Here is a 26,510-nt window from a genome sequence, read left to right as displayed (position 1 = left end):
TCAGACGCCCATTGTTGCAGGGCGCGGCGCAAAGCAAAAGCCGTATCGACAATACTGAATGGGCGCAAGCGCAGCAGGGATCAGCTTCCGGCCGCCTCGCGGGGCGCTGCAGGGGCTGGAGGTGCCGGCATCGCTTCCAGCAGCCGCTGGGCCAGCGCCCGGTAGATCGGCTGCCGGCAGACCAGCGAAGACACCGCCCGCGCCAGCAGCACGGCCGCCAGGATGGGCAGCAGCATGTCGCTGTTGTCGGTGAGCTCCATGGAAATCACCGCCGAGGTCAGCGGCGCCTGGGTCACTCCAGTCAGGTAGGCGCACATGCCCAGCAGCACCACCGCGCCCGGGTCCACGCCCGGCAGCAGCACCGCCAGGTTGTGGCCGATCCCGGCACCCACCGCCAGCGCCGGTGAGAACAACCCACCGGGAATACCGGCCACGTAGGACACCAGGTTGGCGGCAAACTTCATCAGGCCGAACTCGTGCCCCACCATCCCCTGCCCCTGCACCAGCCCGCGCGCCTGTTCGTAGCCGGTCCCGAACGCACCGGCCCCGAAGATCAGCCCGAGCACCGCCAGCAACAGCCCACAGCCGGCGGCAAACAGCACCGGCCGCGACGCACGGGCCCGGCCCAGCCAGCGCGGCCGGCCATCCATGGCGGCCAGCACCGTCCGGCTGAAGAGCCCACCGGCCAGGCCGCCGACCACGCCACACAGCAGCACCGCCAGCCAGCCCATACCCAGCGGCAGGGTCACGGCGACATGGCCGAAATAGGTGTAGTTGCCGAGCAGCCCCAGCGAGACCACGCCGCCGCCGATCACCGCGGTCAGCAACGCGCCGGAGAAACGGTGTTCGAGCCGACCTGACAGCTCCTCAATCGCAAACACCACCCCGGCCAACGGGGTATTGAACGCCGCGGCGATACCGGCCGCGCCGCCGGCGAGCAGGAAATGCCCGGCGTGGCGCGGGTCGCGGAAGCCCAGCGCGCGCCCGATCACATACATCAGGCTGGCACCGACGTGCACGGTCGGCCCTTCGCGCCCGACCGAAGCGCCGCCAAACAGCGCCAGCACGGTCAGCCCGAGTTTGCCGGCCGACACCGGCAGCGACAGGTTGTGCTGGCGGAATGCGGTGTCCGGCCGCTCCAGCGCGGCGATGACCTGCGGAATGCCGCTACCGCGGGTCGGCTTGAGCGCGCCGTGGGTCAGCCACGCCAACAGCGCGAACACCGCCGGGGTCAGCAGCAGCGGCCACCAGGGCGAAGCGTCGTAGATGCGGCGGAACAGCGCGAACGCGGCGTCACTGGCCTTGGCGAACAGGATCGCGGCGAGCGCGACGGCCACCGCCCCGCCCCAGAGCGCCACGCGCTCCAACCACTGTCGACGCGAGCCCAGCCAGCCGGGCGAAGAGGGGGGCGTTGGCGATTCCATCCGGCTATTTTCCCACCCCACCCGCACAGGCGATGTGCACAGGTTGGCGGCGGAACAGGCCGCACCGGCCAGATCGCAGGCAAGAAAAAAGCCGCCTGGCGGACCAGGCGGCTTCTGTCTTGGTGGGCTGTCAAGGATTCGAACCTTGGACCTATTGATTAAGAGTCAACTGCTCTACCAACTGAGCTAACAGCCCGAAAATCGGGAGGCGAATTATGCAGGAATTCTGCCGGGTGTTGCAAGCGTTTTGTTTTAACGGGAGGTAACGCGGGAGTGGGTCGTGCACCAGCGGGTACGTGGGTACGTGCTGGGTGGGTGCGCGATTGCCGAGCGTGGCTCGGCACTACCGGCAAGAAAAAAGCCACCTGTTTTAGCAGGTGGCTTCTGTCTTGGTGGGCTGTCAAGGATTCGAACCTTGGACCTATTGATTAAGAGTCAACTGCTCTACCAACTGAGCTAACAGCCCTGAAAACGCAGGTGCACAGTGTAGCGTGCGTGTCACCTTTTGCAACCCTGATTCACTTTCGATGAACCAGTTTTTATCAGTGGGGTGGCTGAGGGGATTCGAACCCCCGACCACCGGAATCACAATCCGGTACTCTAACCAACTGAGCTACAGCCACCACTGAAACCTTTGCTTCCTGACGCATGCACCCGATGGTGCGCCCGACAGGAATCGAACCTGTAACCGCCGGCTTAGAAGGCCGGTGCTCTATCCAGTTGAGCTACGGGCGCCCTGGCTGGATTATCGCATTCCAATCCTGTTTTGAGCAGGTTTGGTCGGGGTAGAGGGATTCGAACCCCCGACATCCTGCTCCCAAAGCAGGCGCGCTACCAGACTGCGCTATACCCCGGTGGTTGCCCCCGAGGTTTCCCCCGAAAGAGTCGGCTATTGTGGGAATCGGCGAGGCTTCTGTCAACGCTTATTTCACATTGTCGTGCATGCCCCGGTTCAATGCCGTGTGATCGGCTATTCTCGACGCAGTGGCCGGATGGCCAGAACCCTACCCCTTCAAGGAGATTGGCAATGCGCAGCGGCAATCCCGCACTTTCCGAGTCGACCTTCCTCGACCTGGCCAGCGGCTCGGTGGTGACCTCGCCCGACCAGGCGATGACCATCAACGGCACCGTCAACAAGACCGGCATCCTGTTGCTGTTGACCGTGCTCACCGCGGCCTTCGCCTGGAGCCAGACGCTGGACGCCTCCGGCCTGCCCGTGCCCGGCGCGATGATGTACGCCATCGGCGGTGCCATCGGCGGCCTGGTGCTGGCGCTGGTGACGGTCTTCAAGAAAGAGTGGTCGCCGGTCACCGCCCCGCTCTATGCACTGGTCGAAGGCCTGTTCCTGGGCGCGATCTCGGCGGTGTTCAACGCCAAATTCCCGGGCATCGTGATGCAGGCGGTGATGCTGACCTTCGGCACGCTGTTCGTGATGCTGGTGGCCTACCGCAGTGGCCTGATCAAGGTCACCGAGAACTTCAAGCTGGGCGTGGTCGCGGCCACCGGCGGCATCGCGCTGCTGTACCTGGCATCGTTCGTGCTGAGCTTCTTCAACATCAACATCCCGATGATCCACCAGGGCGGCTGGATCGGCATTGCCTTCAGCCTGTTCGTGGTGGTGGTGGCGGCGTTGAACCTGGTGCTGGATTTCGACTTCATCGAAACCGGCGCCGCCGCGCGCGCGCCGAAGTACATGGAGTGGTACGGCGCGTTCGGCCTGATGGTGACCCTGGTGTGGCTGTACGTGGAATTCCTGCGCCTGCTGTCGAAGATCCAGCAGCGCTGATCGCACCGAAGCAAACGGAAGAAGGGCGCCCTTGGGCGCCTTTTTTTTTGTTTCTTCACCCGCTTGAGGGGGCGCCTCAATGGGCCTGGTCGGGTGGTTGCTTCAAGAGCACAGCGCTCTTCGCTCCGGGTGTGAGGCGAGCGTTGGGGCCCGCGCCGCGCCCGACTACCCCGCCACGCGCGCCGAGCCTGCGTAATGCTCGGCCAGGTAATCCACCAGCGCGCGCACCTTGGGGGCCAACGCACGTGCATGCGGATACAGCGCGAAGTAGCGGCGCTGCCCGGCATGCCAGTCCGGCAGCACCCGGATCAGGCGGCCGCTGCGCAGATCCTCCTGCACCGTCAATGCGGTAAACAAGCTGATCCCCATGCCCGCGAGCACAGCCGCATACAGTGCCGGGGTGGCATCCACGCGCAGGCGCTGGCCCGCGTCCACACTGGCCGTGGCACCGCGCGGCCCCTGCAGCGGCCACGGCGTGATGGCCGCCGTCGGAGTGAACCCCAGCAGCGTGTGCCGGCCCAGATCGGCCACCTGACGTGGCAGGCCATGCGTGGCCAGATAGGCCGGTGCAGCCACCAGAATGCGCGGGCAACAGGCCAGTTCGCGGGCGACCAGCTGGCTGTCCGGCAACGCCGCGGCGATCCGCAAGGCCAGATCGAAACCGCCGCCGACCACATCCACCACCTGATCGTCGGCCGACAGATCCAGCGCCACCTGCGGATAGCGGGCGAGAAAGCCCGGCAGCCAGTGCGGCAGCTCCTGGCTGGCCACCACCTGCGGCACGCTGATGCGCAGCCGCCCGCTGGGCGTCGCCTGGCCGGCACGGACGCGATCATCGGCCTGCTCCAGCCGTTCCAGAAGGGTGAGCGCGTCGCGGTAGTAGCCGCGCCCGGCTTCGGTCAACGACAGGCGCCGGCTGTTGCGATCGAGCAGGCGCACCTGCAGGTGCTCTTCCAACTGGCGCAATTGCCGCGACATCGCCGAGTGGGTGGTGCCCTGCCGCTCGGCGGCCGCGGTGAAACTGCCCGCTTCGACAATCGCGCACAACGCACGCAGGGCAGCGACGTGATCCATCGGCAGGCAGCTCCGGTTGACGGGACCCGCCGGTTGCGGGCCCCGTCAGCTTATCAAGCGTCGTCGCCGGCCTTGCGTACCGGCAGGGCCAGGATCGCGTCGGTGTTCATCACCTCACCGAAGGCATCTTCGATCTGCGCGAGCGATGCGGCATGCAGCGCGCGGTGGTCGATGCGGTGGCCACCGGCCAGATCCAGGTCGCGGCTGGCGCTGGCATCGGCGGACACGATCACCCGATAGCCGCGCGGCGCGGCCGCGGCATCACGTGCCGCGCCCACGACGCAGGCATGGGTCTGCAGCCCGGTGACGATCAGCGTGTCGATGCCGGCCTCCTTGAGCACCGTGTCCAGCACTGCCGCCGAGGCGCCGGCGAACACGCTCACGTTGTCCTTCTGCACCACGGTCTCGCCGCGGCGCGGCTGCATGTCGCGATGGAAGTCGGCATTGACACTGCCCTGCGCGAACAGCGGCGCACCCGCCGGCAGCACATGCTGCACATGGATGACGCGGATGCCGTGGGCGTCGGCGAAATCGACCACGCGTCGCGTCTGGCGCAGCGCGGCGACACCGTCGGGAATGACCATGCGCCCCCCGCTGAAACCCGGGGCTGCACCGGCGGCGAAGTACTCGTTCTGGAAGTCGATCACCAGCACCGCGGTCCTGGCCGCATCCAGCGTGGCGGTGGCCGGGGCACCGGCCATGTGGCGGATGGTGGGATGGGCCGGCGCGGCGGTGGCCAGCGGGGCGAGGGTCGCCATGCCGATCAGACTGGCCAGGCCAAAGGTGTTGAGGTTCATGGTCGCGCTCCTGTGCGGTGGAAAGTGGGCACAGGATGCGGAACGCAGCGCGCACCCACCAGCCAGGAAAGCGCACACGATCTGTGCGGCCTGCGCACAGAACGCAACGGGGCGCCCGAAGGCGCCCCGTGGTGGTGCACAGCGATCGCGCGACCGCTTACAGGCGGCTGGCGATGGCCTGGGCAAAGCCCATGGTGTTGCCGGTGCCGCCCAGGTCGCCGGTCAGCGAATCCTTGGCTTCCAGCGTGGCAACGATGGCCTTGCGCAGGCGCTCGGCGTTCTCCGCCTGGCCGACGTGGTCCAGCATCTGCGCGGCGGCCAGCAGCAGCGCGCACGGATTGGCCTTGCCCTGGCCGGCGATGTCCGGCGCGGTACCGTGCACGGCTTCGAAGATCGCCGCGTTCTCACCGATGTTGGCACCCGGGGCCAGGCCCAGGCCGCCGACCAGACCGGCGCACAGGTCGGAGATGATGTCGCCGAACAGGTTGGTGGTGACGATGATGTCGAACTGTTCCGGACGCATCACCAGCTGCATGCAGCAGTTGTCGACGATCATTTCCTGGAACTCGATCTCCGGGTACTTGGCGGCGACTTCACGCGCCACGGCCAGGAACAGGCCCGAGGTCGACTTGATGATGTTGGCCTTGTGCACCGCGGTGACCTTCTTGCGGCCGGTGCTGCGGGCCAGCTCGAAGGCGTAGCGCACGATGCGCTCGGAGCCCTTGCGGGTGATGCGGGTGCCGGAGAAGGCGGTCTCGCCATCGGCCGACACTTCCTGGCCTTCGGCCAGGTAGGCGCCTTCGGTGTTCTCACGCACGGTGATCAGGTCCACGCCGTCGCCGAAACGCGACTTGGTGTTCGGGAACGAGACGGCCGGGCGGACGTTGGCGTACAGGTCGAAATGACGGCGCAGGCTGACGTTGATCGAGGTGAAGCCGCCACCGACCGGCGTGGTCAGCGGGCTCTTCAGGGCGATCTTGTTGCGCGCGATCGATTCCAGCGTGGAGGCCGGCATCAGGTCGCCGTGCTTTTCCAGTGCGACCAGGCCAGCGTCGGCGTCTTCGTATTCAAAGCCGGTGTCCAGCTTGCCGAGCACGAACAGGGTAGCGTCCATGATCTCCGGGCCGATGCCGTCACCGCGGATGACCGTGATTTTCTGCGTCATTGATGTGTATTCCGAACCGAGGGGGAGCGCCGTCCGTCAGGTACGCGGAGCGCGGGCGCAAGGGAAGTTTCACCCGCAATTATGCCTTACCCGCCCAAGAGACCCCAAATTGGACATTGGTCGGAGGCGGGTAAGGCAGAATTGCCCGCGCCTGTCGGCGCGCCCCTTTCAACAGAAGGGGGCTCTCCCCCAGACCTTCAACGGTAGTGCCGGCCGCTGGCCGGCAACCAAGCGGTGCTGAATCAACGGCAATACAGCCCGTTGGCCGGCAACCCGGCGATCATGCGCGCGTTCAGGTTGCCGATGGGTGCATGCCGGCCAGCGGCCGGCACTACCCTGGGGTCAACCACGCTCAGTGATCGTGCTGGGCCGGGGCTTCGGCGCCGCCTTCGAGCTGGTCGAGGAAGTCGACCGCGCGGCGCAGGTGCGGGATGACGATGGAGCCGCCGACCACCAGGCCGACCGAGAAGGTCTCGAAGAACTCCTCACGGGTGACCCCGGCGTCCTTGCACTGGGCCACGTGGTAGCTGATGCAGTCGTCGCAGCGCAGCACCATCGAGGCGACCAGGCCCAGCAGCTCCTTGGTCTTCACATCCAGCGCGCCGGCCTGGTAGGTCTGGGTGTCCAGCGCGAAGAAGCGCCGCACCACCTGGTTCGGCTCGCCGAGGATGCGCTGGTTCATGCGCTGGCGGAACTCGGTGAATTCGGCGATGCGGTCCTTGCTGGTGTCGTCGGACCCGCTCATGCCGGGTCCTGCCCGGCCAGCAACGGCTCCAGCTTGCCGGCGCGGTGCAGCGCCATCATGTCGTCATAGCCGCCCACGTGGACGTCGCCGACGAAGATCTGCGGCACGCTGGTGCGCCGGGTCTTGGCCATCATCTTCTCGCGCTCGACCGGGTCCAGGTCGATGCGGACCTCGGTCCAGTCACGGCCCTTGCTCTTCAGGAAATTCTTGGCGGCCACGCAGTACGGGCAGATCGCGGTCGAATAGATGGTGATGGCGGGTACCCCACCCGGGGTGGTGGCGACATCTTGGCTCACGGGAAACTCCACAGCGCAACGAGTGTCTGTATATGGTAGCCGTCCGCTGGATTTTCCACGTCATCACCGCAACACTGTGGATTAACCGCAGATTTGCACATGGCCTGTCACGCTGACGCCCGTCCGCCCCCTTGCCCCACCTGGAGCCCTGTTTGCGCCCTCTGCTGCTCTCTGCCGCGTTGACCCTGGCCCTGTCCGTGCCGCTCGCGTCGGCCCAGGACAAGCTGCCGGACATCGGCTCCTCGGCCGGGGAACTGCTGACCCCGGCACGCCAGGCCGAATACGGCGGGATGATGCTGCGCGAACTGCGCAACTACGGCTTCCTGCTCGACGACCCGCTGGTGGACGAGTGGTTGCAGACCATGGGCACCCGGCTTGGCGCCAATAGCGCCCAGCCACGCCAGCCCTATACGTTCTTCATGCTGAAGGACCGGCAGATCAACGCCTTTGCCACCCTGGGCGGCTACGTCGGGGTGAATGCCGGGCTGGTGCTGACCGCCGAGCGCGAGGACGAGGTGGCCGCGGTGCTGTCCCACGAAATCGCCCACGTCACCCAGCAGCACGTGCTGCGCGGGGTGGAACGCGCCCAGCGCGACCAGATCCCGATCCTGCTGGGCATGCTCGCTGCGGTGGTAGCCGCGCAGCAGGCCGGTGGCAATTCGTCCGGCGATGCGACCATGGCCGCGATCACCTCCGGCATGGGGCTGATGCAGCAGCGCCAGATCAACTACACGCGCAGCAACGAGTCCGAAGCCGATCGGCTCGGCATCCGCACCCTGGCCCGCAGCGGCTATGACGTGGATGCCATGGCCGGCTTCTTCGAACGCATGTCGGCCTCGATGCGCGGCAATGCGGGCGGCTATTCGGTGCCGGACTTCCTGCAGACCCACCCGGTCAACACCACCCGTATCAGCGAAGCCAAGGCCCGCGCCGAGCAGATGAAGAAGGACACGGTGCTGCTGACCACCGAGGTGCCCGGCGGGGTCCGCCAGGAGCGGGTCAACCCGGCCGACCCGGCGCTGTCGGAGCCGATCATGCGGCGTACCAATCCGTTGCTGCCGGCCTCGATGCAGTTGTCGGTGAACGCGCTCAGCCGCGGCGCCAGCGGCCAGTTCGAGTGGGCGCGCGAGCGCCTGCGGGTGCTCAGCGCCGATACCCCGGGCGAGCTGACCCGCGAGTACGAGAACCTGCAACGCAGCCAGAAGGCCGGGCTGACCGACCCGCAGCGCTACGGGTTGGCCCTGGCCCGGCTGCGCAACAGTGGCGCCACCGAGGCCCGCCGCGACCTGGGCGAACTGCTCAAGGACTACCCGGACAACCTGTGGATCGCGCTCGCGCTGAGCGAGGCCGAGTCGCGCGCCGGCCAGCCGGCGCAGGCCAACGCCCGCCTGGAGACCCTGCTGCGCCAGCATCCGGGCAGCCGTCCGGTGGCACTGACCTACGCAGCCCTGCTCAATGAACAGGGCGGACGCGAGGCCGGCCAGCGCGCGCAGGCCATGCTGCGCCCACTGCTGTCGCAAAGTGGCAATGATCCGGTGTTCCAGCAGCGTTACGCCCGTGCCAGCGAACTGGCCGGGGACAGCATCCGTGCCAGCGAGGCCTACGCCGAAGCGGCCTACCTCAATGGCCGGCCCGAGCAGGCCCTGATCCAGCTGCAGGCATTGAAGAAGCAGCCAGGGCTGGACTATGTCGGCCGGGCGCGGGTCGATGCGCGGATCGAGACCATCACCCCGATGGTGCTGGAGATGCGCCGGCAAGGCATCGAAGACCCCGAGTTGGAGCGCCGTTGAGGGCGCCGCCGCCCCACCGCAGATGACCGCGGGATGGCAACAACGACGGGGCATGGCCGCCGTCGTCACAAACATGTCATGAAACCGTAGTCTACTGGGTTCAATCCCGGTCTGATAAGCAATACGGTGCCACGTGCAGAAACGCATCCTGATCGTCGACGACGAACCCGCCATCCGCGAAATGGTCGCCTTTGCCCTGCGCAAGGGTGACTACGACCCGATCCATGCGGGCGATGCCCGCGAAGCCCAGACGGCCATCGCCGACCGGGTGCCGGACCTCATCCTGCTGGACTGGATGCTGCCCGGCACCAGCGGCCTGGACCTGGCGCGGCGCTGGCGCAAGGAGGCCCTCACCCGTGAGGTGCCGATCATCATGCTGACCGCGCGCGGCGAAGAAAACGACCGCGTCGGCGGCCTGGAAGCCGGCGTCGACGACTACGTGGTCAAGCCGTTCTCGGCACGCGAACTGCTGGCCCGCATCCGTGCGGTGATGCGCCGCGCCCGCGACGACGACGAAGACGGCAGCGTGGCAGTCGGCACGATCCGCATCGATGGCGCCGCGCACCGCGTGTTCGCCGGTGATCAGCCAGTGTCGATCGGCCCGACCGAGTACCGCCTGCTGCACTTCTTCATGACCCACCCCGAGCGCGTCTACACCCGCGCGCAGCTGCTGGACCATGTGTGGGGCGGCAGCGTCTACGTGGAGGAGCGCACCATCGACGTGCACATCCGCCGCCTGCGCAAGACGCTGGAGCCGTTCGCGGCGGAGAACATGGTGCAGACCGTGCGCGGTGCCGGGTACCGCTTCTCCACTTCAACCTGATTGCCTTCGGCACCACCTGCTATAACCTTGGATCACTTCCGGGGACCGCCGCACTTTCCGCGAGACCGCAATGCCGCGCCACATCCGCTCCGCCTGGTTGAAAACTCTGGCCACCCTCACCGCCCTACTGATCGTGGCCGGCGTGCTCGGCCACCTCAGCGGCCACCTGTGGATGAGCATCGCGCTGGCCGCGATCGGCGCCCTGGCGTGGCATTACTGGCGGCTACGGCGGGTGCTGCGCCGGCTGACCGCCCGCCATCGCTGGGACATGGGCGATGGCACCGGCGTATGGAATGAACTGGACCGGCTGCTGTACCGCAACCAGTTGGAGATGCGCACCCGCAAACGGCGCCTGCTCGACATGCTGCGCAGCTACCGGGCCGCGGCCGCGGCGCTGCCCGATGCGGTGGTGGTGGTCGACCGCAACAGCCAGCGTGTGCAGTGGTTCAACGAAGCGGCGACCTCGCTGCTCGGCCTGCACCACCCCGGCGACCTCGGCGAGGCGCTGGTGGAACGCCTGCAGCCGATGCCGCTGGCGCATTGGCTGGCCGGTGGCCGCAACGCCGAACCGATCCTGGACGTACCCTCGCCGGTCGATCCGGCGATCCGTCTCAACCTGCGCCTGATCCCGTATTCGCCGGACTACTGGCTGCTGATCGCCCGCGATGTCAGCAAGCTGCTGCGGCTGGAACAGGTCCGCCGCGATTTTGTCGCCAACGTCTCCCACGAACTGCGCACGCCGCTGACCGTGGTGCATGGCTACCTGGACATGATGGACCCGGAGGACTTCCCCGGCACCGGCCCGATGCTGGAAGAGATGCGCAAGCAGTCCCAGCGCATGGCCCAGCTGGTCGAAGACCTGCTGACCCTGTCGCGGCTGGAGTCGCAGGAAAACACCGAACAGGAAACCGTGGCGATGGCGCCGATGCTGGCCACCCTGCGCCGCGAGGCCGAGGCGCACAGCCAGGGCCGCCACCAGATCAACGTGATCGACCAGGCCGGGGTGGACCTGCAGGGCTCCAACAAGGAACTGCACAGCGCCTTCTCCAACCTGGTCACCAACGCGGTGCGCTATACCCCGGCCGGCGGCAAGGTCGAGGTCGTTCTGGAGCGCGAAGGCCAGGGTGTGATGCTGTCGGTGCGCGACACCGGCTACGGCATTCCCGCCGCCCACCTGCCGCGCCTGACCGAACGTTTCTACCGGGTCTCCAGCAGCCGTTCGCGCGAAAGCGGCGGCACCGGGCTGGGCCTGTCCATCGTCAAGCACATCCTGGGCCTGCACCACGCACGCCTGGAGATCCAGAGCGAGGTTGGCAAGGGAAGTGTGTTCTCCTGCCACTTCGATGCCGACCACGTGCGTGCGCGCACCGACGTCGCCACCCTTCCCTCTTCCGAAGACTTTTCCGCATGAGCACTCTCGTTCCCATCGCCGTGCCTGTGGACAACGATCCACTGCGTGATCCGGCGCTGTACATCAACCGTGAGCTGTCGCAGCTGGACTTCAACTTCCGGGTGCTGGCCCAGGCCATGGACGCGCAGGTGCCGCTGCTGGAACGGCTGCGTTTCCTGTGCATCTCATGCACCAACCTGGACGAGTTCTTCGAGATCCGCGCCGCGGCCGTACGCCACGCGCAGGAGTTCGGGCTGCCGCCGGCGCCGGACGGAATGAGCCCGCAGACCATCCTCAACGCCATCCATGACCGTGCCGCGCAGCTGGTCGACCAGCAGTACCGCTGCTGGAATGAAACCCTGCGCCCGGCGCTGCATGAAAGCGGCATCGACGTGCTCGGCCGGCACTCCTGGAACCATCGCCAGAAGCGCTGGCTGCGCGCCTATTTCCGCAACGAGATCATGCCGGTGCTGTCACCGCTCGGTCTGGATCCGTCGCACCCGTTCCCGAAGATCCTCAACAAGTCGCTGAACATCGTGGTGGTGCTCAAGGGCACCGACGCGTTCGGCCGCGCCGGCCATCTGGCGATCGTGCGCGCACCGCGCTCGCTGCCGCGCATCATCCAGTTGCCGGAAAAACTCGGCGGGCCGCAGACCTATGTATTCCTGTCCTCGGTGCTGTCGACCTTCGTCGACGAGCTGTTCCCGGGCATGGAAGTCCAGGGCGCCTACCAGTTCCGCGTCACCCGCAATTCCGAGCTGGTGGTGGACGAGGAAGAAGTGGAGAACTTGGCGCTGGCCCTGCGCGATGAGCTGGTCGACCGCGGCTATCGCCCGGCCGTGCGGCTGGAGATCGCCCAGGACTGCCCGCGCGATATCGTGCGCACCCTGCTGCAGAATTTCGGCCTGACCGAGAACGCGGTGTACCGCATCGACGGCCCGGTCAACCTCAACCGCGTGATCCAGCTGTATGACCTGCTGGCGCGCCCGGAACTGAAGTACCCGGCGATGAGCCCGCGGGTGCTGCGCGACGGCGACGGTATCTTTGACGTGGTCGCCCGCCGCGACGTGCTGCTGCACCACCCCTTCGATGCCTTCACCCCGGTGCTGGACCTGATCAAGCAGGCCGCGGTGGATCCCAATGCGCTGGCGATCAAACAGACCCTGTACCGCACCGGCAAGGATTCCCAGATCGTCGATGCGCTGATCCAGGCCGCGCGCAACGGCAAGGACGTGACCGTGGTGGTGGAGCTGCGCGCGCGTTTCGACGAGGAAGCCAACCTGGGCCTGGCCGACCGCCTGCAGGAAGCCGGCGTGCAGGTGGTGTACGGCGTGGTGGGCTTCAAGACCCACGCCAAGATGCTGCTGATCGTGCGCCGCGAAGGTCGCAAGCTGCGCCGCTACGTGCATCTGGGCACCGGCAACTATCACAGCGGCACCGCGCGGGCCTACACCGACCTGAGCCTGATCACCGCCGATGCCGATATCGGCAACGACGTGAACCTGCTGTTTCAGCAGCTCTCCGGGTTGGCGCCGCGGACCAAGCTCAAGCGCCTGCTGCAGTCACCGTTCACCCTGCACCCGGGCCTGCTGCAGCGGATCGAACGCGAAACCCGGCTGGCCAAGAGCGGCCGGCCCGGCCGGATCATCGCCAAGATGAACGCCCTCAACGAACCGCAGATGATCCGCGCGCTGTACGCCGCCTCGCAGGCCGGCGTGCAGATCGACCTGATCGTGCGCGGCGCGTGCACGCTGCGCCCCGGCGTGCCGGGCGTGTCGGACAACATCCGGGTGCGCTCGATCGTCGGCCGCTTCCTGGAACACAGCCGGGTCTACTGGTTCGGCAACGACGGGGCCTCGGAGCTTTACTGCGCCAGCGCCGACTGGCTGGAACGCAACCTGCTGCGGCGGGTGGAAACCTGCTTCCCGATCCTGGATGCGGAACTGGCGCGCAAGGTGTACCGCGACGTGCTGCAGAACTACCTCGACGACAACCTCAATGCCTGGGAACTCCAGGCCGACGGCGAGTACCACAAGTGCACACCGCGCCATGACGAGCCGCCGCACGCCGCGCAGATGGCCTTGATGCAGGGCTTGTAGCCCCTGCATCCAGGCCCCGGGGCTACCGACCGTTGGTCGGTGGACCTTTTGTCGCACCCCATGTGAAGACCGTGCGGTGACGCCGCGCACCGCCCTTCGGCTAACATTCGCCCATGCCGCAAACCACCACGACTCCGCCCGCATTGCAGGATGGCGACCTGCTCGCCGCCATCGACCTGGGATCCAACAGTTTCCACATGGTCATCGCGCGCTACACCCTCGGGCAACTGCGGGTGGTCGACCGCCTGCGCGAAACCGTACGCATGGCCGATGGCCTGGATGGCAAAGGTGGCCTGTCCTCGGAGGCGCGCCAGCGCGCGCTGGAGTGCCTGGCCCGGTTCGGCCAGCGCATCCGCGCCATCCCCACGGTGCGGGTGCGTGCCCTGGCCACCAACACCGTGCGCCAGCTGCGTTCGCCGCAGGCCTTCCTGATGCCGGCCGAAACCGCGCTGGGGCATGCCATCGAAGTGGTCAGCGGCCGCGAGGAGGCGCGCCTGATCTACCTGGGCGTGGCCCACGCGCAGCCGCCCAAGCCGGACCAGCGCCGGCTGGTGATCGACATCGGCGGCGGCTCCACCGAGTTCATCATCGGCCAGGGCATGCAGACCCTGGAGCGCGAAAGCCTGCAGGCTGGCTGCATCGCCAGCACCCGCCGCTTCTTCCCGGGCGGCAAGCTCAGCAAGAAGCGCTGGAAGGACGCGCTGACCGAGATCGGCGCCGAGTTCCAGCAGTTCGCCACCAAGTACCGCGCGCTGGGCTGGCATGAAGCGCTGGGCTCGTCGGGCACGCACAAGGCGATCAGCGAAATCTGCGCGACCATGAAGCTGAGCAAGGGCGCGATCACCGCCGAAGCCCTGCCGCAGCTGCGCGATGAGCTGCTCAAGGCCAAGCGCATCGAAGACATCAACCTGCCCGGACTGTCGGCCGACCGCCGGCCGATCATCGCCGGCGGCATCCTGGTGCTGGAGGCGGCCTTCCAGGCGCTGGGCCTGCAGAAGCTGCTGGTCAGCAAGGCGGCGATGCGTGAAGGCATCCTCTACGACATCCTCGGCCGTGCCAGCGAGAACGACCTGCGTGATGAATCGGTGGCCGCACTGACCCAGCGCTACGGCATCGAAATCGCCCAGGCCGATCGCGTGGAGCGTACCGCGATGGACCTGCTCAGCCAGGTCGAAGACAGCTGGCAGCTGGATCCCGACGATGCGCGCATGCTCGGCTGGGCCGCGCGCCTGCACGAGCTGGGCCTGATGATCGCGCACAGCGGCTACCACGTGCATGGCAGCTACGTGCTGGAGAACTCGGACATCGCCGGCTTCTCACGCCAGGAACAACAGCTGCTGGCGGCGCTGGTACGCAGCCACCGCCGCAACGTCTCCAAGTCCGCCTTCGATGCCCTGCCCGAGCGCCTGCTGCAACCGGCACGGCGCATGACCGCGCTGCTGCGCCTGGCGGTACTGCTCAACCGTGCCCATGAAGATGCCCCTGTGCCCGCGTTGGAACTCAGCGCCGACGACAGCCAGCTCTCGCTGATCCTGCCGCAGGCCTACATCGATGCCCGCCCGTTGCTGCGCGCCGACCTGATCGGCGAAACCGAAAGCATGGCCGGGCTGGGGCTGACCTTCCGGCCGTTCGTGGCCTGAGCCACGCGCCTGCGCGCCACGCGCGGGCCTTTTCCAAATCCCCCTTCCAGACGGGCCCGCAATGGGCCCGCTGCCGCGTGCGCGCGCCGGCCGCGCCGCCTGCTGTCAGGCGGAAAACATGTCGCATTGCATCAAAAAGCTACAGATCGACATATAACGACACATTCATCGCGAATGGGACGGCCTTTCAAGTCATTGTTTTTAATGAACATGCGTCCAGCCAGTTAGATTTTCGTGAGAAATCGTACACACCGACTTTACAAGACCTTAACTACCGAGACTATGATCCAGAACACCGGTCTTCACAGGCTGGTTTTTTTGGGAAGGCGGGAACTTGGGCCCGCCAACTCTTTTTGATGCAGTTCCGAACAAGAGAGAGAGAGCCTTATGAAGTCACGCATCAACGTACTGGGGTTGGCGATCCGCCACGCCCTGGTCGCCGGCACTGTCGGCCTGGTCGCCGCACCGGCGATGGCACAGGACGCGCCGAGCACCACCAATCTGGACCGCATCGAGATCACCGGTTCGCGCATCCGTCAGGTTGACGTCGAGACCGCGCAGCCGGTGCTGGCACTGACCCGCCTGGATATCGAACGCCAGGGCTTCAGCTCGGTGTCGGACATCCTGCAGAACGTGACTGCAATGGGCAGCCCGACCATCAGCCGCGCCAACGTGCTGTCGGCCGGTGAAGATGCCGGTGGCACCTACGTCAACATGCGTAACCTGGGTACCCAGCGCACCCTGGTGCTGGTCAACGGCAAGCGCCTGGGCATCAGCACCTCCGGCTACCAGGACGTGTCGTCCCTGCCGGTTTCGGCGGTCGAGCGCATCGAAGTGCTGAAGGATGGCGCCTCGGCCATCTACGGCTCCGACGCCATGGCCGGCGTGATCAACATCATCACCCGCACCAACGTCAACGGCGTCACCGCCAACGTCTACCACGGCCAGTACAGCGAAGGCGACGGTGCACGTGACCGTGTCGACGTCGTGGCAGGTTGGTCCAACGATCGCTTCTCCGCCACCTTCGCTGCCGAACATTCGGAAGAAAAGGCCGTGTGGGCGCGTGATCGCGGCTTCAGCCAGTACGGCAACACCGACCGCCACCCGACCGACGGCTGGACCACCAACAGCCAGTGGGGCCAGTTCCTCGGCGTGAAGGGCCCGGGCTGCACCAAGGCCGCCGGCTGCGACTACGCGCTCAACCGCGGCGCCGATCCCACCAAGGCCGGCAACTACCACTTCACCGACCCGACCGCGTTCACCGGTGACGTCAGCAACACCAACGAACAGATGCACCTGAGCTACCCGATCAAGCGGGATTCGCTGTACTTCTCGGGCCAGGTCAACATCACCGACAACGTCCGCTTCAAGACCGAGCTCGGCTACAACAAGCGCTCCTCGACCCGCGTCACTGCCGGCTATCCGTTCGACAGCGCGCAGGCCAAGATCAAGGGCATGTCCAAGGACAGCTACTTCAACCCCTTCGGCACCCAGAACAACTTCGCCAATCCGACCGATGTGAACTGGAACCGCCGTCTGTGGGAAGTTCCGCGTACGAGCACCAGCGAGCTGAAGACCTACCGTGCGGTCGCCGCGTTCGACGGTTCGTTCGACATCGGTGAGCGTTACTTCGATTGGGAAGTGGGCTACCAGTACAACAAGAACGAACTGACTCAGCACACCACCGGCAACCTGCACAAGGGTCGTGTTGAGCAGGCCACCGGCAAGTCCTACCTGAACCCGGCAACGGGCAAGGTGGAGTGCGGTGCGCCGGGCGCGCCGATCGCCAACTGCCAGGTCTGGAATCCGCTGGTTCCGTACGGCGTGGAAAGCCCGTACGGCATGACCAACAACCAGGCCCTGCAGGACTGGCTGTTCCCGGCCGAGAACGCCACCGGCCGCACCACCTCCAAGAACGCCTTCGCCAACATCAGCGGCAGCCTGTTCACCTTGCCGGCCGGCGACCTGGGCTTTGCCTTCGGCGTGGAAAACCGCGAGGAAACCGGTAAGTTCGTGCCGGACCCGCTCGCGCAGACCGGCGCCACCACCAACCTGGCCGCTGGCCCGACCGGTGGCTCGTACAAGGTCAAGGAAGCGTACCTGGAGTTGAACGTGCCGATCCTGGCCGACCTGCCGGGCGCACGTGAGCTGAGCTTGAACGCAGCCACCCGCTTCTCCGACTACAACACCTTCGGCAATACGCTCAACAGCAAGTTCGGTTTCAAGTGGAAGCCGATCGACCAGCTGCTGGTGCGTGGTACCTGGGCTGAAGGCTTCCGTGCCCCGACCATTTCCGACCTGTACGGCGGTGGTTCGGAAACGTTCGCGAACTTCTCCGATCCCTGCGACAGCAAGTACGGCTCGGCACGCAGCAGCGCCGAAGTCCGCGCCCGTTGCGCACGTGATATCGCCGACGTGGCCAACTTCCGCCAGCTGGACAACCGCAACCAGCCGACCGAAGGCTCCGTCGCTCCCACCCCGACTCCGTTCACGTCCGGCTCGAACCCGAACCTGAAGCCGGAAACCTCGACCAGCCGCACCCTGGGCGTGGTCTGGAGCCCGACCTTCATCAGCAATTTCAACGTCTCGCTGGACTGGTGGAAGATCCGCATCGACGACACCATCGTCGAAGACAGCCCGAACCAGATCCTGATCGACTGCTACGAGCAGGGCCTGGCCGAGCGTTGCGCACGTTTCACCCGCAACCCGACCACCGGTATCGTCACCGGCCTGAAGTTCGGCAACCGCAACGCCGGCTTCATGGAGACCGAAGGGTATGACATGGACCTGACGTACCGGTTGGATACCGACTACGGCAAGCTCAGCACCAACTGGTCGACCACCTACGTGGCCAAGGACGTGTTCCGTTCGTCCAACGACAGCACGATCGTGCCGACCGTCAACAACGGTATCGCCACCAACACCGGCATCGGCTTCCGCGTGCGCTCCAACCTGACCGTCGGTTGGGACGTGGAGAACTTCGGCGTCAGCTGGACGGCGCGCTACTACTCCAGCGTGAAGGAACAGTGCGTCAACCCGACCAAGTACGCGGATGAGTGCTCGGATCCGAACGTTCCCGCGCCGTGGTACAAGGGCACGCGCAACTACAACGAACGTGGTTCGGTGACCTTCCACGACCTGCAGTTCCGCTACAACCTGCCGTGGGATGCGACCGTCTCGCTGGGTGCCAACAACGTGTTCGACAAGCAGGGCCCGGTCATGTACACCAAGCCGCGCTCGGTGTTCTCGTACTACGGCGCCTTCGACATCGGCCGCTTTGTCTACATGAAGTACCAGCAGCGCTTCTGATCGCTGTCGGGTAATCCCGCTGCACCTGACCACGGCCCTTCGGGGCCGTGGTTTTTTTTTGGAGTTCTTTTCCCATCTGCAGGAAATTCTCACGGCGTATTTTCCCCGTGTAAGGCACCGCGGTGCAGAGGGCTGGGGCGCGGTCCACGCTGCCCTTGCGGGCGAATGTCCCCCGGCGCTCGCCTCACACCCAGAGCGAAGACAACATCGCCAAGGTCGACGGCGTCATCGCGCGGTCATGCAAACGTCATGTCGGCTACATCGCCCAGCCCCAGCATGCGTGGCATACCGGAGGCCCGCCATGCGCTATGCCATCGTCACTGAAACGTATCCCCCCGAGGTCAACGGCGTTGCGCTAACCGTGCAGGGCTTGGAACAGGGACTGCGCGCCAGCGGCCACCAGGTCGACCTGGTGCGCCCGCGCCAGGCCAGCGATGGCGAGGGCGACACGGCGGCTGACACGTTGCTGGTCACCGGTGCCAACCTGCCGCGCTACCCCGGCCTGCGCTTCGGCCTGCCCGCACCCAAGCGGCTGGCTCGGCACTGGCAGCAGCAACGCCCGGACGCGGTCTACATCGCCACCGAGGGCCCACTGGGCTGGTCGGCGCTGCGCACCGCGCGGCGACTTGGCATTCCGGTCGCCACCGGCTTCCATACCCGCTTCGACGAATACCTGCCCGACTACGGCGTAGCGTGGCTGCAGGCAACCGCGCTGCGCTGGATGCGACGCTTCCACAACCAGGCCGACGCCACCCTGGTGCCGACCCGGGAACTGCAGCAGTTCCTCGGCGAACAGGGCTTCGACCGCGTGCGCCTGCTTGCCCGCGCCGTGGACAGCAGCCAGTTCGAGCCCGAACGTCGCGACCCGGCGCTGCGCGAGGAATGGGGCATCGACGGCAACGGCTTCGCGGCGATCTATGTCGGCCGCATTGCCGCCGAGAAGAACCTGGGGCTGGCGGTGAAGGCCTTCCGCCGGCTGCAGCAGATGCGCCCGAAGGCGCGCTTCATCTGGGTGGGTGACGGCCCGGCGCGCGCCAAGCTGGCGCACGACAACCCGGATTTCATTTTCTGCGGCGTGCAGCGCGGCGATGCGCTGGCCCGCCACTTCGCCAGCGGCGATCTGTTCCTGTTTCCCAGCCGCAGCGAGACCTTCGGCAATGTCACCCTGGAAGCCATGGCCAGTGGCGTGGCCACGGTGGCCTTCGACTATGGCGCCGCGCGCGAATACCTGCGCTCGGACGAAAATGGCATGGCCGTGAACGACGACGACGCCTTTGTTACCGCGGCACTGCAGCTGAGCGGCGATGACCTGCTGCGCGCCCGGCTCGGCCGCAACGCCGCCAGCGCCATGAAGCGGCTGCATCCACAGCAGGTGGTGGCCGAGTTCGACGCGTTGCTGGCCGAGCTGGCGCTGGCGCGGAGGCCGCATGCCGACCACGCCGCTTGAGGCTCTGCGCGGTCGCGAAACACGCTGGTGCCGTCGCGCCAACCACTACTGTCGCCGACGCCGGGTGCGCCGCGCGTTCGCGGTGATCAGCCGGCTGGGCGACGGTGTGTTCTGGTATGCACTGATGGGCGCGCTGGTCCTGCTGGACGGCTTTGACGGGCTGCGCGCCTCGCTGCACATGGCCGCCACCGGGCTGATGGCGCTGCTGTTGTACAAGGGCCTGAAGCGCTGGACCCGACGCCCGCGCCCGTATGCGGCCGACCTGCGCATCCGCGCCTGGGTGGCGCCGCTGGACGAGTTCAGCTTCCCCTCCGGGCACACCCTGCATGCGGTGTCGTTCACCATCGTGGCGCTGGCCTATTACCCGTGGCTGGCGCCGCTGCTGGTGCCGTTCACCGCTGCGGTCGGGCTGTCGCGGGTGGTGCTCGGCCTGCACTACCCCAGCGACGTGCTGGCGGCGACCGCGATCGCCACCGCGCTGGCCGGGGCCAGCCTGCGCTGGTTGCCGCTGCCGGTATAGCCGACGACCGCCGGGCCGGATCACTCACCGGTCGGCGCGACGTTTTACAATGCGCCCATGACCACGCTGTTCATTTCCGATCTGCACCTGGACCCGAGCCGTCCAGCCATCACCGACCTGTTCCTGGACTTCCTGCGCGGCGAGGCCATGCAGGCCGACGCGCTGTACATCCTGGGCGACCTGTTCGAGGCCTGGATCGGCGACGACACTCCCTCGACCGCAGCCGATGCCGTAGCCGACGCACTGCATGCGGTGGCCGATGCGGGGGTCCCGGTGTACTTCATCCGCGGCAACCGCGATTTCCTGGTCGGCAACGACTACGCCACGCGCGCCGGATTCCGCATCCTGCCCGACCCCAGCGTGATCGACCTGTACGGCCGGCCGGTACTGCTGCAGCACGGCGACCTGCTGTGCACCGACGATGTGGCCTACCAGCAGTTCCGCGCGCAGACCCGCGATCCGCAGTTCCAGGCACAGTTCCTGTCGCAGCCGCTGGCCGCGCGGATCGCCTTCGCACAGAAGGCCCGCGATGCCAGCCAGGCGCGTCAGTCGGAGATGAAGCAGGGCGACCACTCCACGTTCGAGACCGTCACCGACGTGGCCCCGGACGAAGTGATCGCGACCTTCGCACGGCACGGCGTGGACACCATGATCCATGGCCACACCCATCGCCCGGCGATCCACACGCTGAAGGCCGGCGCGCGCGACTGCACCCGCATCGTGCTGGGTGACTGGTACGAACAGGGCTCGGTGCTGCGGGTTACCGCTCAGGGCTGGACGCTGGATGCGCTGGCGCGCTGAGCCGGCAGCACCTCGCGCAACACCGGAACCCGCGACCGCATGACACGGTCGCGGGCAGCCACACTCAGCGGAATGCGGCGACAGTGGCCTTGGTGTTGACCAGCACGCGCTGGTTGTCGGCACTGGCGGCAATGCCCATCGGGATGCCGTTGTAGTTGATGTTCGGGTTGGACCAGAAGTTCAACCGCGGGCACCCGGCACTGCACGCATAGGACATGATCGTGCGCCAGCGCGAACCGGTGGACGGCTCGTAGCGGTAGCCATGACCATAGGCATAGGGCGAGGTGCTCGGGTCGGTGGCGATGTCATGCCGCGCGCTCTGCAGGTGGCCGATTTCATGCGCGAAGGAGTAATAGCCGGTCGCGCAATCCCAATGCACGGCGGCGAACGCGGTGGCCGCGGTCGAGCCGATGCTCGAGGCCAGGCCGCACGAACTGGCGTTGTTGATCACCAGCACGGCGACGTCGGCACGCGTGGTGTTGCGGCTGGTGTGGATGCTGTCCATGTAGCCATCGGTGGTGCCACGGAAGCGCGACAGGTCGGTGGAGAAGCTGCTGGACTCGGTGTAGTTGGCCGTCTCGTAGCCGGCCAGCTGCAGGGTGATGCCGACGTTGCTGTTGACGTAGCCCTGGTTCGATTCGGCCACGGCCAGCTGCACCAGCGACTGCATGTTGCCGCCGTACGCGGTGACCGCACCGTTGGTGGCGACCACCAGTACGCGGATGGTGGCCGGCGTACCCGAGCCCGCCGCGGCCGCACCGAGGCGCTCGTTGACCGGCATCGCCACCGTCGGCAGGCTGTTGTAATCGGCCGGATGGTCGGCCGGCATGCGGGTTTCATCGACTTCCACCAGCACGTGGCGGCCATCGCTGACCGGGCGCAGGCGGTACAGCTGGCCATCCTTGCGGATCGAGCCGGTGATGGTGTCGCCCGAGCGCACCAGGATCACCGAATTGGCCGGGTCCGTGGCGGCCGCGCGCGCGTCCAGCTTGGCCGACGGGCTGGCGATCTGCCCGTACCAGATGCTGCCGCCATCCGGCAGCGCCTCCACCCGGCTGCGCAGCGCCTGCACCGACTGACCGAGCAGTTCAAACTCCAGCTGACGCTGGCTGCCCGTCACCGCCGCCGCATCCACCTTGACCTGCTGCACGGTCGCCGTGGACGGCGCCGCCAGCACGGCCTGCAGCGCCGGCTGATTGGCCGCACCGGCGCGGCTGAGCACCGTGACCGGTTCAAACAGGGACGCCGCGCTGGCGGCCCCGCTACCCAACAGGCACAACGCGATCACACCTGCGGTCTTGCTCATCGAACTGGACATCATGTCGCCTCTCTTTGAGTGAAAAACGGGAGTGTTGCGGGGTTGTCGTGCGGCCCGTACGGGCGGGCAGATCCATATGGCGCCAATTGATCGCGTGAATTCAATAGACTCCGAAGATTGATTATCAGAACTGTGATCCAGCGCAGGCCGGTTCAGTAACGTCGCGTCCGGTCTTCATTCGCGTTAACGTGACCGTGCATCCGGGGACCAGGACCGAGGCCATGGCAGGACCGCCCAATCCGGCAACCAGCGCAGCCACCACGCTGCAGATCGGCCTGTTCTTCGATGGCACCCGCAACAACGCCGACAACCTGCTGCATGCCTCGCGCCCGCCCGGCAGCACCACCCCGGTGCCGCGGCCGCCGGCCCGGGTGCAGCTCAATGACGCCTCGCCCTATCAGAGCCGGCTGACCAGCAGCTACAGCAACGGGCTGACCAACATCGCGCGGCTGCACGCGTTGTATCCGGACCATCGGCAGCAGCCCGCAGCGGGCACCGCGCTGTCGCTGGCGATCTATATCGAAGGCGCCGGCACCCGCACCGGTGAAGATGACGACCTGATGGGCCTGGCGTTCGGGATCGGACGCAGTGGCGTGCGTGCCAAGGTCCGCCGGGCGCTGGATGAGCGGCTGCCCGAGGCACTGCGCGCCTTGGCCGCCCTGCAGCACGGGCGTGTCCTGTCACAGGTACGCGTGGACCTGTTTGGTTTCTCGCGCGGTGCCGCCTCGGCCCGCGATGCGGTCAACCGGCTTGCCCGCGATGCCGGCCAGGGGTGGCTGCGGGAGCAGTTGCGCCGCACCGGCTGGCAGCTGGCCAGCGACGCCATCGCCGCGCCGCGACCGGTGCGCTTCGTCGGCCTGTTCGACACCGTGGTGGCAATCAATCCGCAGCAGCGCGACGAGCTGCCCGACGTCGGGCTGGCCGCGGACTGTGCCGACAAGGTGCTGCAGCTGGCCGCCCGTGACGAACACCGCGAGCACTTCGCGCTGACCACGGTGGCCCCGCTGCACGAGGAAATCGTCGTGCCGGGCGTGCACGCCAATATCGGCGGTGGTTACGACCAGCGCATCGAAGGCCCGAAACTGCTGACCCGGCCCGTGGGCCAGCGCATCCGCACGCATGCTCTGGCCGATGGCCAGGTGCCGCCGCTGGCCCTGCTGCGCAGCACCCAGGTCTATCTGCGCGCGCAGGCGGCCTGCCGGCGTTGGCAGGCACAGCTCGGTCTGGGGGAAGAGGCGGTGTGGGTGGATGTGTGGCACCGCTGGCAGTCCCTGCGTGTGGCCGGCAGCGCCAGCGTGCTGCCGACCTGGACCTTGTTCGCGCACGCCGCCGTGGTGCTGCGCCGGGAGATCGACTGGCGCTACCAGTTGCTGGCGCTGCGCCTGATGCATCGGCGTGCCGCAGCCAGTGGCGTGCGCTGGACCGCCGCGCCGGACGATGTGCCCACGTTGGCGCTACCCGACGAACTGCAGCCGATCACCGCCCGCATGATCGCCGGCCAGCCGCTGAGCGAGGCCCAGGAACTGGCGTTGCGCCAGCGCTACCTGATGCAGTCGGCGCATTGGAATTTCGACGCGCTCGGCGATACCGCCCTGCTCTACGCCACCGATGAAGCCACCCGCGAATTGCCGTACCGGCCCGGGCCGGGTCTGTTCTATATCAACCGGCCAACCGAAGACGGCAGACGCGTGGTGCTGCCCAACGCGTGACGGCGTGCGGACGGTGCGCGCGCCCGGCTTACGCGCGCGGCGCGGTGCCGGTGGGGCCGCTGCTGCGGCCGGCCTGTTCGATCAGGTTGGCGATCTCTTCTTCATCGAACCCTGCCAGCAGGCGCGCCTCCAGGTTGAACGGGCCGTACAGGAAACCACCGGCGTAGTCGTTCAACAGCGCGATGAAACGCGCGCGCGGTTCCACCCCGGCGCGCTGGCAATACCAGTGGTACCAGCGCGAACCGGCCGCGACATGCGCCACTTCCTCGCGCAGGATGATCTCCAGCACATCGGCGGTGGCGTGATCATTGGCCGAGCGCAGTTTGATGATCATGCCCGGGGTGACATCCAGCCCACGCGCTTCCAGCACGCGCGGCACCAGCGCCATTCGCGCCAGGCCGTCGTGTGCGGTCTTTTCGCACATTTCCCACAGCCCGTTGTGCGCGTCGAAATCGCCGTAGTCGAAACCGGTCGCGCGCAGCCGTCCGTGCAGCAGCATGAAATGGCGCGACTCGTCATCGGCCACGCTGACCCAGTCGGCATGGAACGAGCCGGGCAGTCCGCGGAAGCGGTACACCGCGTCCCACGCCAGGTCGATGGCATTGAGTTCGATATGCGCGATGGCATGGATGAAGGCCGCGCGTCCTTCCGCACTGCCCAGCCCGCGCCGCGGCAGGTCGCGCGGATGCACCAGGGTCGGCTTCTGCGGCCGGCCCGGCATGCGGATGGGTTCCGGCGGCGGCGCATCGGCACGCACCTTCAGCTGGCCGGCGCGGAACTGCGCGGCATAGGCCTGGGTCAACGCGACCTTCTGCAGCGGGTCGGCAGCGGCCAGGCACTGCTGCGCGGCGCGCAGCAGGTCACCGGCCGCCTCCAGCGGCAAGGGCTCGCCCATCACGCTGGCCTCAGGCGCGACGCTTGTGCTTGGCATCGTCCGAACGCAGCTGCTGGATGCGCTCGAAGTAGCCCGGCTCGATGCCGGTCGGATAGACACCGTTGAAGCACGAGGAATCGAATGCCTTCAGCTCCGGGTTGCCCTCGCGCACCGCCGCTTCCATGTCCTCGATGTCCTGGTAGATCAACCAGTCGCAGCCCAGGTGTGCTTCGATTTCCTCGATGCTGCGGTTGTGCGCGACCAGTTCCTCGGCAGCCGGCATGTCGATGCCGTAGATGTTCGGGTAACGCACCGGCGGCGCGGCGCTGGCCAGGTACACCTTGCGCGCACCGGCGTCGCGCGCCATCTGCACGATCTGCTGGCTGGTGGTGCCGCGCACGATCGAGTCATCGACCAGCAGCACCACGCGGTTGCGGAACTCCAGGTGGATCGGGTTGAGCTTGCGACGCACCGACTTAACGCGCTCGCCCTGCCCCGGCATGATGAAGGTGCGGCCGATGTAGCGGTTCTTGATGAAGCCTTCGCGGTACTTCACCCCAAGCGTGTTGGAGATTTCCAGCGCGGCATCGCGCGAGGTATCCGGGATCGGGATGATGGTGTCGATGTCGTGGTCCGGGCGCAGGCGCAGGATCTTCTCGCCCAGCTTGATGCCCATGCGCATGCGCGCCTTGTGCACCGAGACGTTGTCGATCATCGAATCCGGGCGCGCGAAGTACACGTACTCGAAGATGCACGGGCTGTGCTCGGCGGGCTCGGCGCAGACTTCGGAGAACAGTTCGCCACGCGCGGTGATCACCAGTGCTTCGCCCGGGCGCACATCGCGCACGCGGGTGAAACCCAGCACGTCCAGCGCAGCCGATTCGGAAGCCACGATGTATTCATCGCCCTCGGCGTGGGCACGCTTGCCCAGCACCAGCGGACGGATGCCGTGCGGATCGCGGAACGCCACCAGGCCCAGGCCCAGCACCACGCTGATCACCGCATAGCCACCCTTGCAGCGGCGGTGCACACCGGCCACGGCGCGGATCGCCGCTTCCGGGGTCAGCTGGCGCTGCGCGTCCAGTTCATAGGCGAACACGTTCAGCAGCACTTCGCTGTCCGAGTCGGTGTTGACGTTGCGGCGGTCCTGCTCGAACACCTGCTGGCGCAGGGCTTCGGTATTGATCAGATTGCCGTTGTGGGCCAGCGCGATGCCGTACGGCGAGTTCACGTAGAACGGCTGCGCCTCATCCATGCCTTCCGAACCGGCGGTGGGATAGCGCACGTGCGCGATACCGACGCGGCCTTCCAGGGTGGACATCCGCTTGGCATCGAACACATCGCGGACCAGGCCGTTGGCCTTCTGCACGCGCAGGCGGGTGCCATCGGCGGTGGCGATGCCGGCCGCATCCTGGCCACGATGCTGAAGGACGGTCAAGCCGTCATACAACTGCCCGGCGACGTTCTGGTTGCCGACGATTCCGACGATGCCACACATGGTGC

Annotated in this window: 20 protein-coding genes and 5 tRNA genes; 11 read left to right on the top strand and 14 right to left on the bottom strand. The window is 66.9% G+C overall.

The window, feature by feature from the left end; genetic code table 11:
• Positions 1-80 precede the first annotated feature (80 nt).
• From AC3IPM_RS04420 to AC3IPM_RS04395, 6 genes are all read right to left on the bottom strand, one after another.
• A complete protein-coding gene (locus tag AC3IPM_RS04420; protein ID WP_489302719.1) occupies positions 81-1,424 on the bottom strand; it encodes a chloride channel protein in 1,344 nt (447 codons plus the stop codon).
• A gap of 120 nt (positions 1,425-1,544) precedes the next feature.
• A tRNA-Lys gene (locus AC3IPM_RS04415) sits at positions 1,545-1,620 on the bottom strand.
• A 194-nt stretch (positions 1,621-1,814) separates the two neighbouring features.
• Positions 1,815-1,890: transfer RNA gene (locus AC3IPM_RS04410), tRNA-Lys, on the bottom strand.
• Between the two features lie 80 nt (positions 1,891-1,970).
• Positions 1,971-2,047 (bottom strand) — tRNA-His (locus tag AC3IPM_RS04405).
• Between the two features lie 35 nt (positions 2,048-2,082).
• A tRNA-Arg gene (locus tag AC3IPM_RS04400) sits at positions 2,083-2,159 on the bottom strand.
• 42 nt (positions 2,160-2,201) lie between these two features.
• Positions 2,202-2,278 (bottom strand) — tRNA-Pro (locus AC3IPM_RS04395).
• Positions 2,279-2,451: 173 nt separating this feature from the next.
• Between AC3IPM_RS04395 and AC3IPM_RS04390 the strand changes: the two genes are divergently transcribed.
• On the top strand, positions 2,452-3,210 hold the full coding sequence (locus AC3IPM_RS04390; RefSeq protein ID WP_489302718.1) for a Bax inhibitor-1/YccA family protein: 759 nt from the start codon (positions 2,452-2,454) through the stop codon (positions 3,208-3,210).
• 165 nt (positions 3,211-3,375) lie between these two features.
• On the opposite strand, the gene AC3IPM_RS04385 is transcribed toward AC3IPM_RS04390, so the two are convergent.
• The 5 genes from AC3IPM_RS04385 to grxC form a co-directional block, all read right to left on the bottom strand.
• Positions 3,376-4,284 (bottom strand): LysR family transcriptional regulator, encoded by a 909-nt coding sequence (locus tag AC3IPM_RS04385; RefSeq protein WP_489302717.1) that lies wholly within the window; start codon positions 4,282-4,284, stop codon positions 3,376-3,378.
• Between the two features lie 53 nt (positions 4,285-4,337).
• Positions 4,338-5,081, bottom strand: a complete 744-nt coding sequence (locus AC3IPM_RS04380; protein WP_489302715.1) for a cysteine hydrolase family protein — start codon at positions 5,079-5,081, stop codon at positions 4,338-4,340.
• 157 nt (positions 5,082-5,238) lie between these two features.
• Entirely contained in the window at positions 5,239-6,246 is a 1,008-nt protein-coding gene (locus tag AC3IPM_RS04375) for an isocitrate dehydrogenase (RefSeq protein WP_489302714.1), read from the bottom strand.
• Positions 6,247-6,598: 352 nt separating this feature from the next.
• Positions 6,599-6,991 carry a carboxymuconolactone decarboxylase family protein gene (locus tag AC3IPM_RS04370; protein ID WP_489302713.1) on the bottom strand — a complete coding sequence of 131 codons (393 nt, stop codon included), beginning with the start codon at positions 6,989-6,991 and terminating at the stop codon, positions 6,599-6,601.
• On the bottom strand, positions 6,988-7,287 hold the full coding sequence (gene grxC / locus AC3IPM_RS04365) for a glutaredoxin 3 (RefSeq protein ID WP_489302712.1): 300 nt from the start codon (positions 7,285-7,287) through the stop codon (positions 6,988-6,990). Before grxC ends, AC3IPM_RS04370 begins: the two co-directional genes overlap by 4 nt.
• 152 nt (positions 7,288-7,439) lie before the next feature.
• On the opposite strand from grxC, the gene AC3IPM_RS04360 reads away from it, so the two are divergent.
• The 9 genes from AC3IPM_RS04360 to lpxH all read left to right on the top strand — a co-directional run bounded on the left by AC3IPM_RS04360 (position 7,440) and on the right by lpxH (position 21,106).
• Positions 7,440-9,077 carry a M48 family metalloprotease gene (locus AC3IPM_RS04360; RefSeq protein WP_489302711.1) on the top strand — a complete coding sequence of 546 codons (1,638 nt, stop codon included), beginning with the start codon at positions 7,440-7,442 and terminating at the stop codon, positions 9,075-9,077.
• 133 nt (positions 9,078-9,210) lie between these two features.
• Positions 9,211-9,900 (top strand): phosphate regulon transcriptional regulator PhoB, encoded by a 690-nt coding sequence (phoB, locus tag AC3IPM_RS04355; RefSeq protein ID WP_489302710.1) that lies wholly within the window; start codon positions 9,211-9,213, stop codon positions 9,898-9,900.
• 70 nt (positions 9,901-9,970) lie between these two features.
• Positions 9,971-11,311, top strand: coding sequence for a phosphate regulon sensor histidine kinase PhoR (gene phoR, locus AC3IPM_RS04350; protein ID WP_489302709.1), 1,341 nt, complete (start codon positions 9,971-9,973; stop codon positions 11,309-11,311).
• On the top strand, positions 11,308-13,389 hold the full coding sequence (ppk1, locus tag AC3IPM_RS04345; RefSeq protein ID WP_489302708.1) for a polyphosphate kinase 1: 2,082 nt from the start codon (positions 11,308-11,310) through the stop codon (positions 13,387-13,389). The genes phoR and ppk1 overlap by 4 nt, the downstream gene beginning before the upstream one ends.
• 113 nt (positions 13,390-13,502) lie before the next feature.
• The gene (gene ppx, locus AC3IPM_RS04340) at positions 13,503-15,029 is read left to right on the top strand and encodes an exopolyphosphatase (protein ID WP_489302706.1); all 1,527 of its coding nucleotides are present in this window, start codon (positions 13,503-13,505) and stop codon (positions 15,027-15,029) included.
• A gap of 387 nt (positions 15,030-15,416) precedes the next feature.
• Positions 15,417-18,338, top strand: a complete 2,922-nt coding sequence (locus tag AC3IPM_RS04335) for a TonB-dependent receptor domain-containing protein (protein WP_489302705.1) — start codon at positions 15,417-15,419, stop codon at positions 18,336-18,338.
• Positions 18,339-18,639: 301 nt separating this feature from the next.
• The gene (locus AC3IPM_RS04330) at positions 18,640-19,785 is read left to right on the top strand and encodes a glycosyltransferase family 4 protein (RefSeq protein WP_489302704.1); all 1,146 of its coding nucleotides are present in this window, start codon (positions 18,640-18,642) and stop codon (positions 19,783-19,785) included.
• A complete protein-coding gene (locus AC3IPM_RS04325) occupies positions 19,766-20,305 on the top strand; it encodes a phosphatase PAP2 family protein (RefSeq protein WP_489302703.1) in 540 nt (179 codons plus the stop codon). The genes AC3IPM_RS04330 and AC3IPM_RS04325 overlap by 20 nt, the downstream gene beginning before the upstream one ends.
• 57 nt (positions 20,306-20,362) lie before the next feature.
• The gene (gene lpxH / locus AC3IPM_RS04320; RefSeq protein ID WP_489302702.1) at positions 20,363-21,106 is read left to right on the top strand and encodes a UDP-2,3-diacylglucosamine diphosphatase; all 744 of its coding nucleotides are present in this window, start codon (positions 20,363-20,365) and stop codon (positions 21,104-21,106) included.
• Between the two features lie 64 nt (positions 21,107-21,170).
• Here lpxH and AC3IPM_RS04315 read toward each other — a convergent pair whose 3' ends face one another.
• Complete coding sequence (locus AC3IPM_RS04315; protein ID WP_489302701.1) at positions 21,171-22,427, bottom strand: zinc-dependent metalloprotease; 1,257 nt, start codon at positions 22,425-22,427, stop codon at positions 21,171-21,173.
• 218 nt (positions 22,428-22,645) lie between these two features.
• Here AC3IPM_RS04315 and AC3IPM_RS04310 point away from each other — a divergent pair, with 218 nt between their 5' ends.
• On the top strand, positions 22,646-24,133 hold the full coding sequence (locus AC3IPM_RS04310; protein WP_489302699.1) for a T6SS phospholipase effector Tle1-like catalytic domain-containing protein: 1,488 nt from the start codon (positions 22,646-22,648) through the stop codon (positions 24,131-24,133).
• A gap of 28 nt (positions 24,134-24,161) precedes the next feature.
• On the opposite strand, the gene AC3IPM_RS04305 is transcribed toward AC3IPM_RS04310, so the two are convergent.
• Both AC3IPM_RS04305 and purF read right to left on the bottom strand, forming a co-directional pair.
• Positions 24,162-25,028 (bottom strand): ferritin-like domain-containing protein, encoded by an 867-nt coding sequence (locus tag AC3IPM_RS04305; RefSeq protein ID WP_489302698.1) that lies wholly within the window; start codon positions 25,026-25,028, stop codon positions 24,162-24,164.
• Between the two features lie 10 nt (positions 25,029-25,038).
• The gene (gene purF, locus AC3IPM_RS04300; RefSeq protein WP_489302697.1) at positions 25,039-26,505 is read right to left on the bottom strand and encodes an amidophosphoribosyltransferase; all 1,467 of its coding nucleotides are present in this window, start codon (positions 26,503-26,505) and stop codon (positions 25,039-25,041) included.
• Positions 26,506-26,510 lie beyond the last annotated feature (5 nt).

It is taken from the genome of Stenotrophomonas sp. GL_111, from assembly GCF_057835245.1.
Note: the sequence above shows the minus strand (reverse complement) of the source record. Positions and strands in the feature narration are given on the sequence as shown.

Coding starts and splice junctions, on each gene's coding strand:
- AC3IPM_RS04420 (WP_489302719.1), bottom strand. CDS start 1,424: ATGGAATCGCCAACGCCCCCCTCTTCGCCCGGCTGGCTGGGCTCGCGT.
- AC3IPM_RS04390 (WP_489302718.1), top strand. CDS start 2,452: ATGCGCAGCGGCAATCCCGCACTTTCCGAGTCGACCTTCCTCGACCTG.
- AC3IPM_RS04385 (WP_489302717.1), bottom strand. CDS start 4,284: ATGGATCACGTCGCTGCCCTGCGTGCGTTGTGCGCGATTGTCGAAGCG.
- AC3IPM_RS04380 (WP_489302715.1), bottom strand. CDS start 5,081: ATGAACCTCAACACCTTTGGCCTGGCCAGTCTGATCGGCATGGCGACC.
- AC3IPM_RS04375 (WP_489302714.1), bottom strand. CDS start 6,246: ATGACGCAGAAAATCACGGTCATCCGCGGTGACGGCATCGGCCCGGAG.
- AC3IPM_RS04370 (WP_489302713.1), bottom strand. CDS start 6,991: ATGAGCGGGTCCGACGACACCAGCAAGGACCGCATCGCCGAATTCACC.
- phoR (WP_489302709.1), top strand. CDS start 9,971: ATGCCGCGCCACATCCGCTCCGCCTGGTTGAAAACTCTGGCCACCCTC.
- ppk1 (WP_489302708.1), top strand. CDS start 11,308: ATGAGCACTCTCGTTCCCATCGCCGTGCCTGTGGACAACGATCCACTG.
- ppx (WP_489302706.1), top strand. CDS start 13,503: ATGCCGCAAACCACCACGACTCCGCCCGCATTGCAGGATGGCGACCTG.
- AC3IPM_RS04335 (WP_489302705.1), top strand. CDS start 15,417: ATGAAGTCACGCATCAACGTACTGGGGTTGGCGATCCGCCACGCCCTG.
- AC3IPM_RS04330 (WP_489302704.1), top strand. CDS start 18,640: ATGCGCTATGCCATCGTCACTGAAACGTATCCCCCCGAGGTCAACGGC.
- AC3IPM_RS04325 (WP_489302703.1), top strand. CDS start 19,766: ATGCCGACCACGCCGCTTGAGGCTCTGCGCGGTCGCGAAACACGCTGG.
- lpxH (WP_489302702.1), top strand. CDS start 20,363: ATGACCACGCTGTTCATTTCCGATCTGCACCTGGACCCGAGCCGTCCA.
- AC3IPM_RS04315 (WP_489302701.1), bottom strand. CDS start 22,427: ATGATGTCCAGTTCGATGAGCAAGACCGCAGGTGTGATCGCGTTGTGC.
- AC3IPM_RS04310 (WP_489302699.1), top strand. CDS start 22,646: ATGGCAGGACCGCCCAATCCGGCAACCAGCGCAGCCACCACGCTGCAG.
- AC3IPM_RS04305 (WP_489302698.1), bottom strand. CDS start 25,028: ATGGGCGAGCCCTTGCCGCTGGAGGCGGCCGGTGACCTGCTGCGCGCC.
- purF (WP_489302697.1), bottom strand. CDS start 26,505: ATGTGTGGCATCGTCGGAATCGTCGGCAACCAGAACGTCGCCGGGCAG.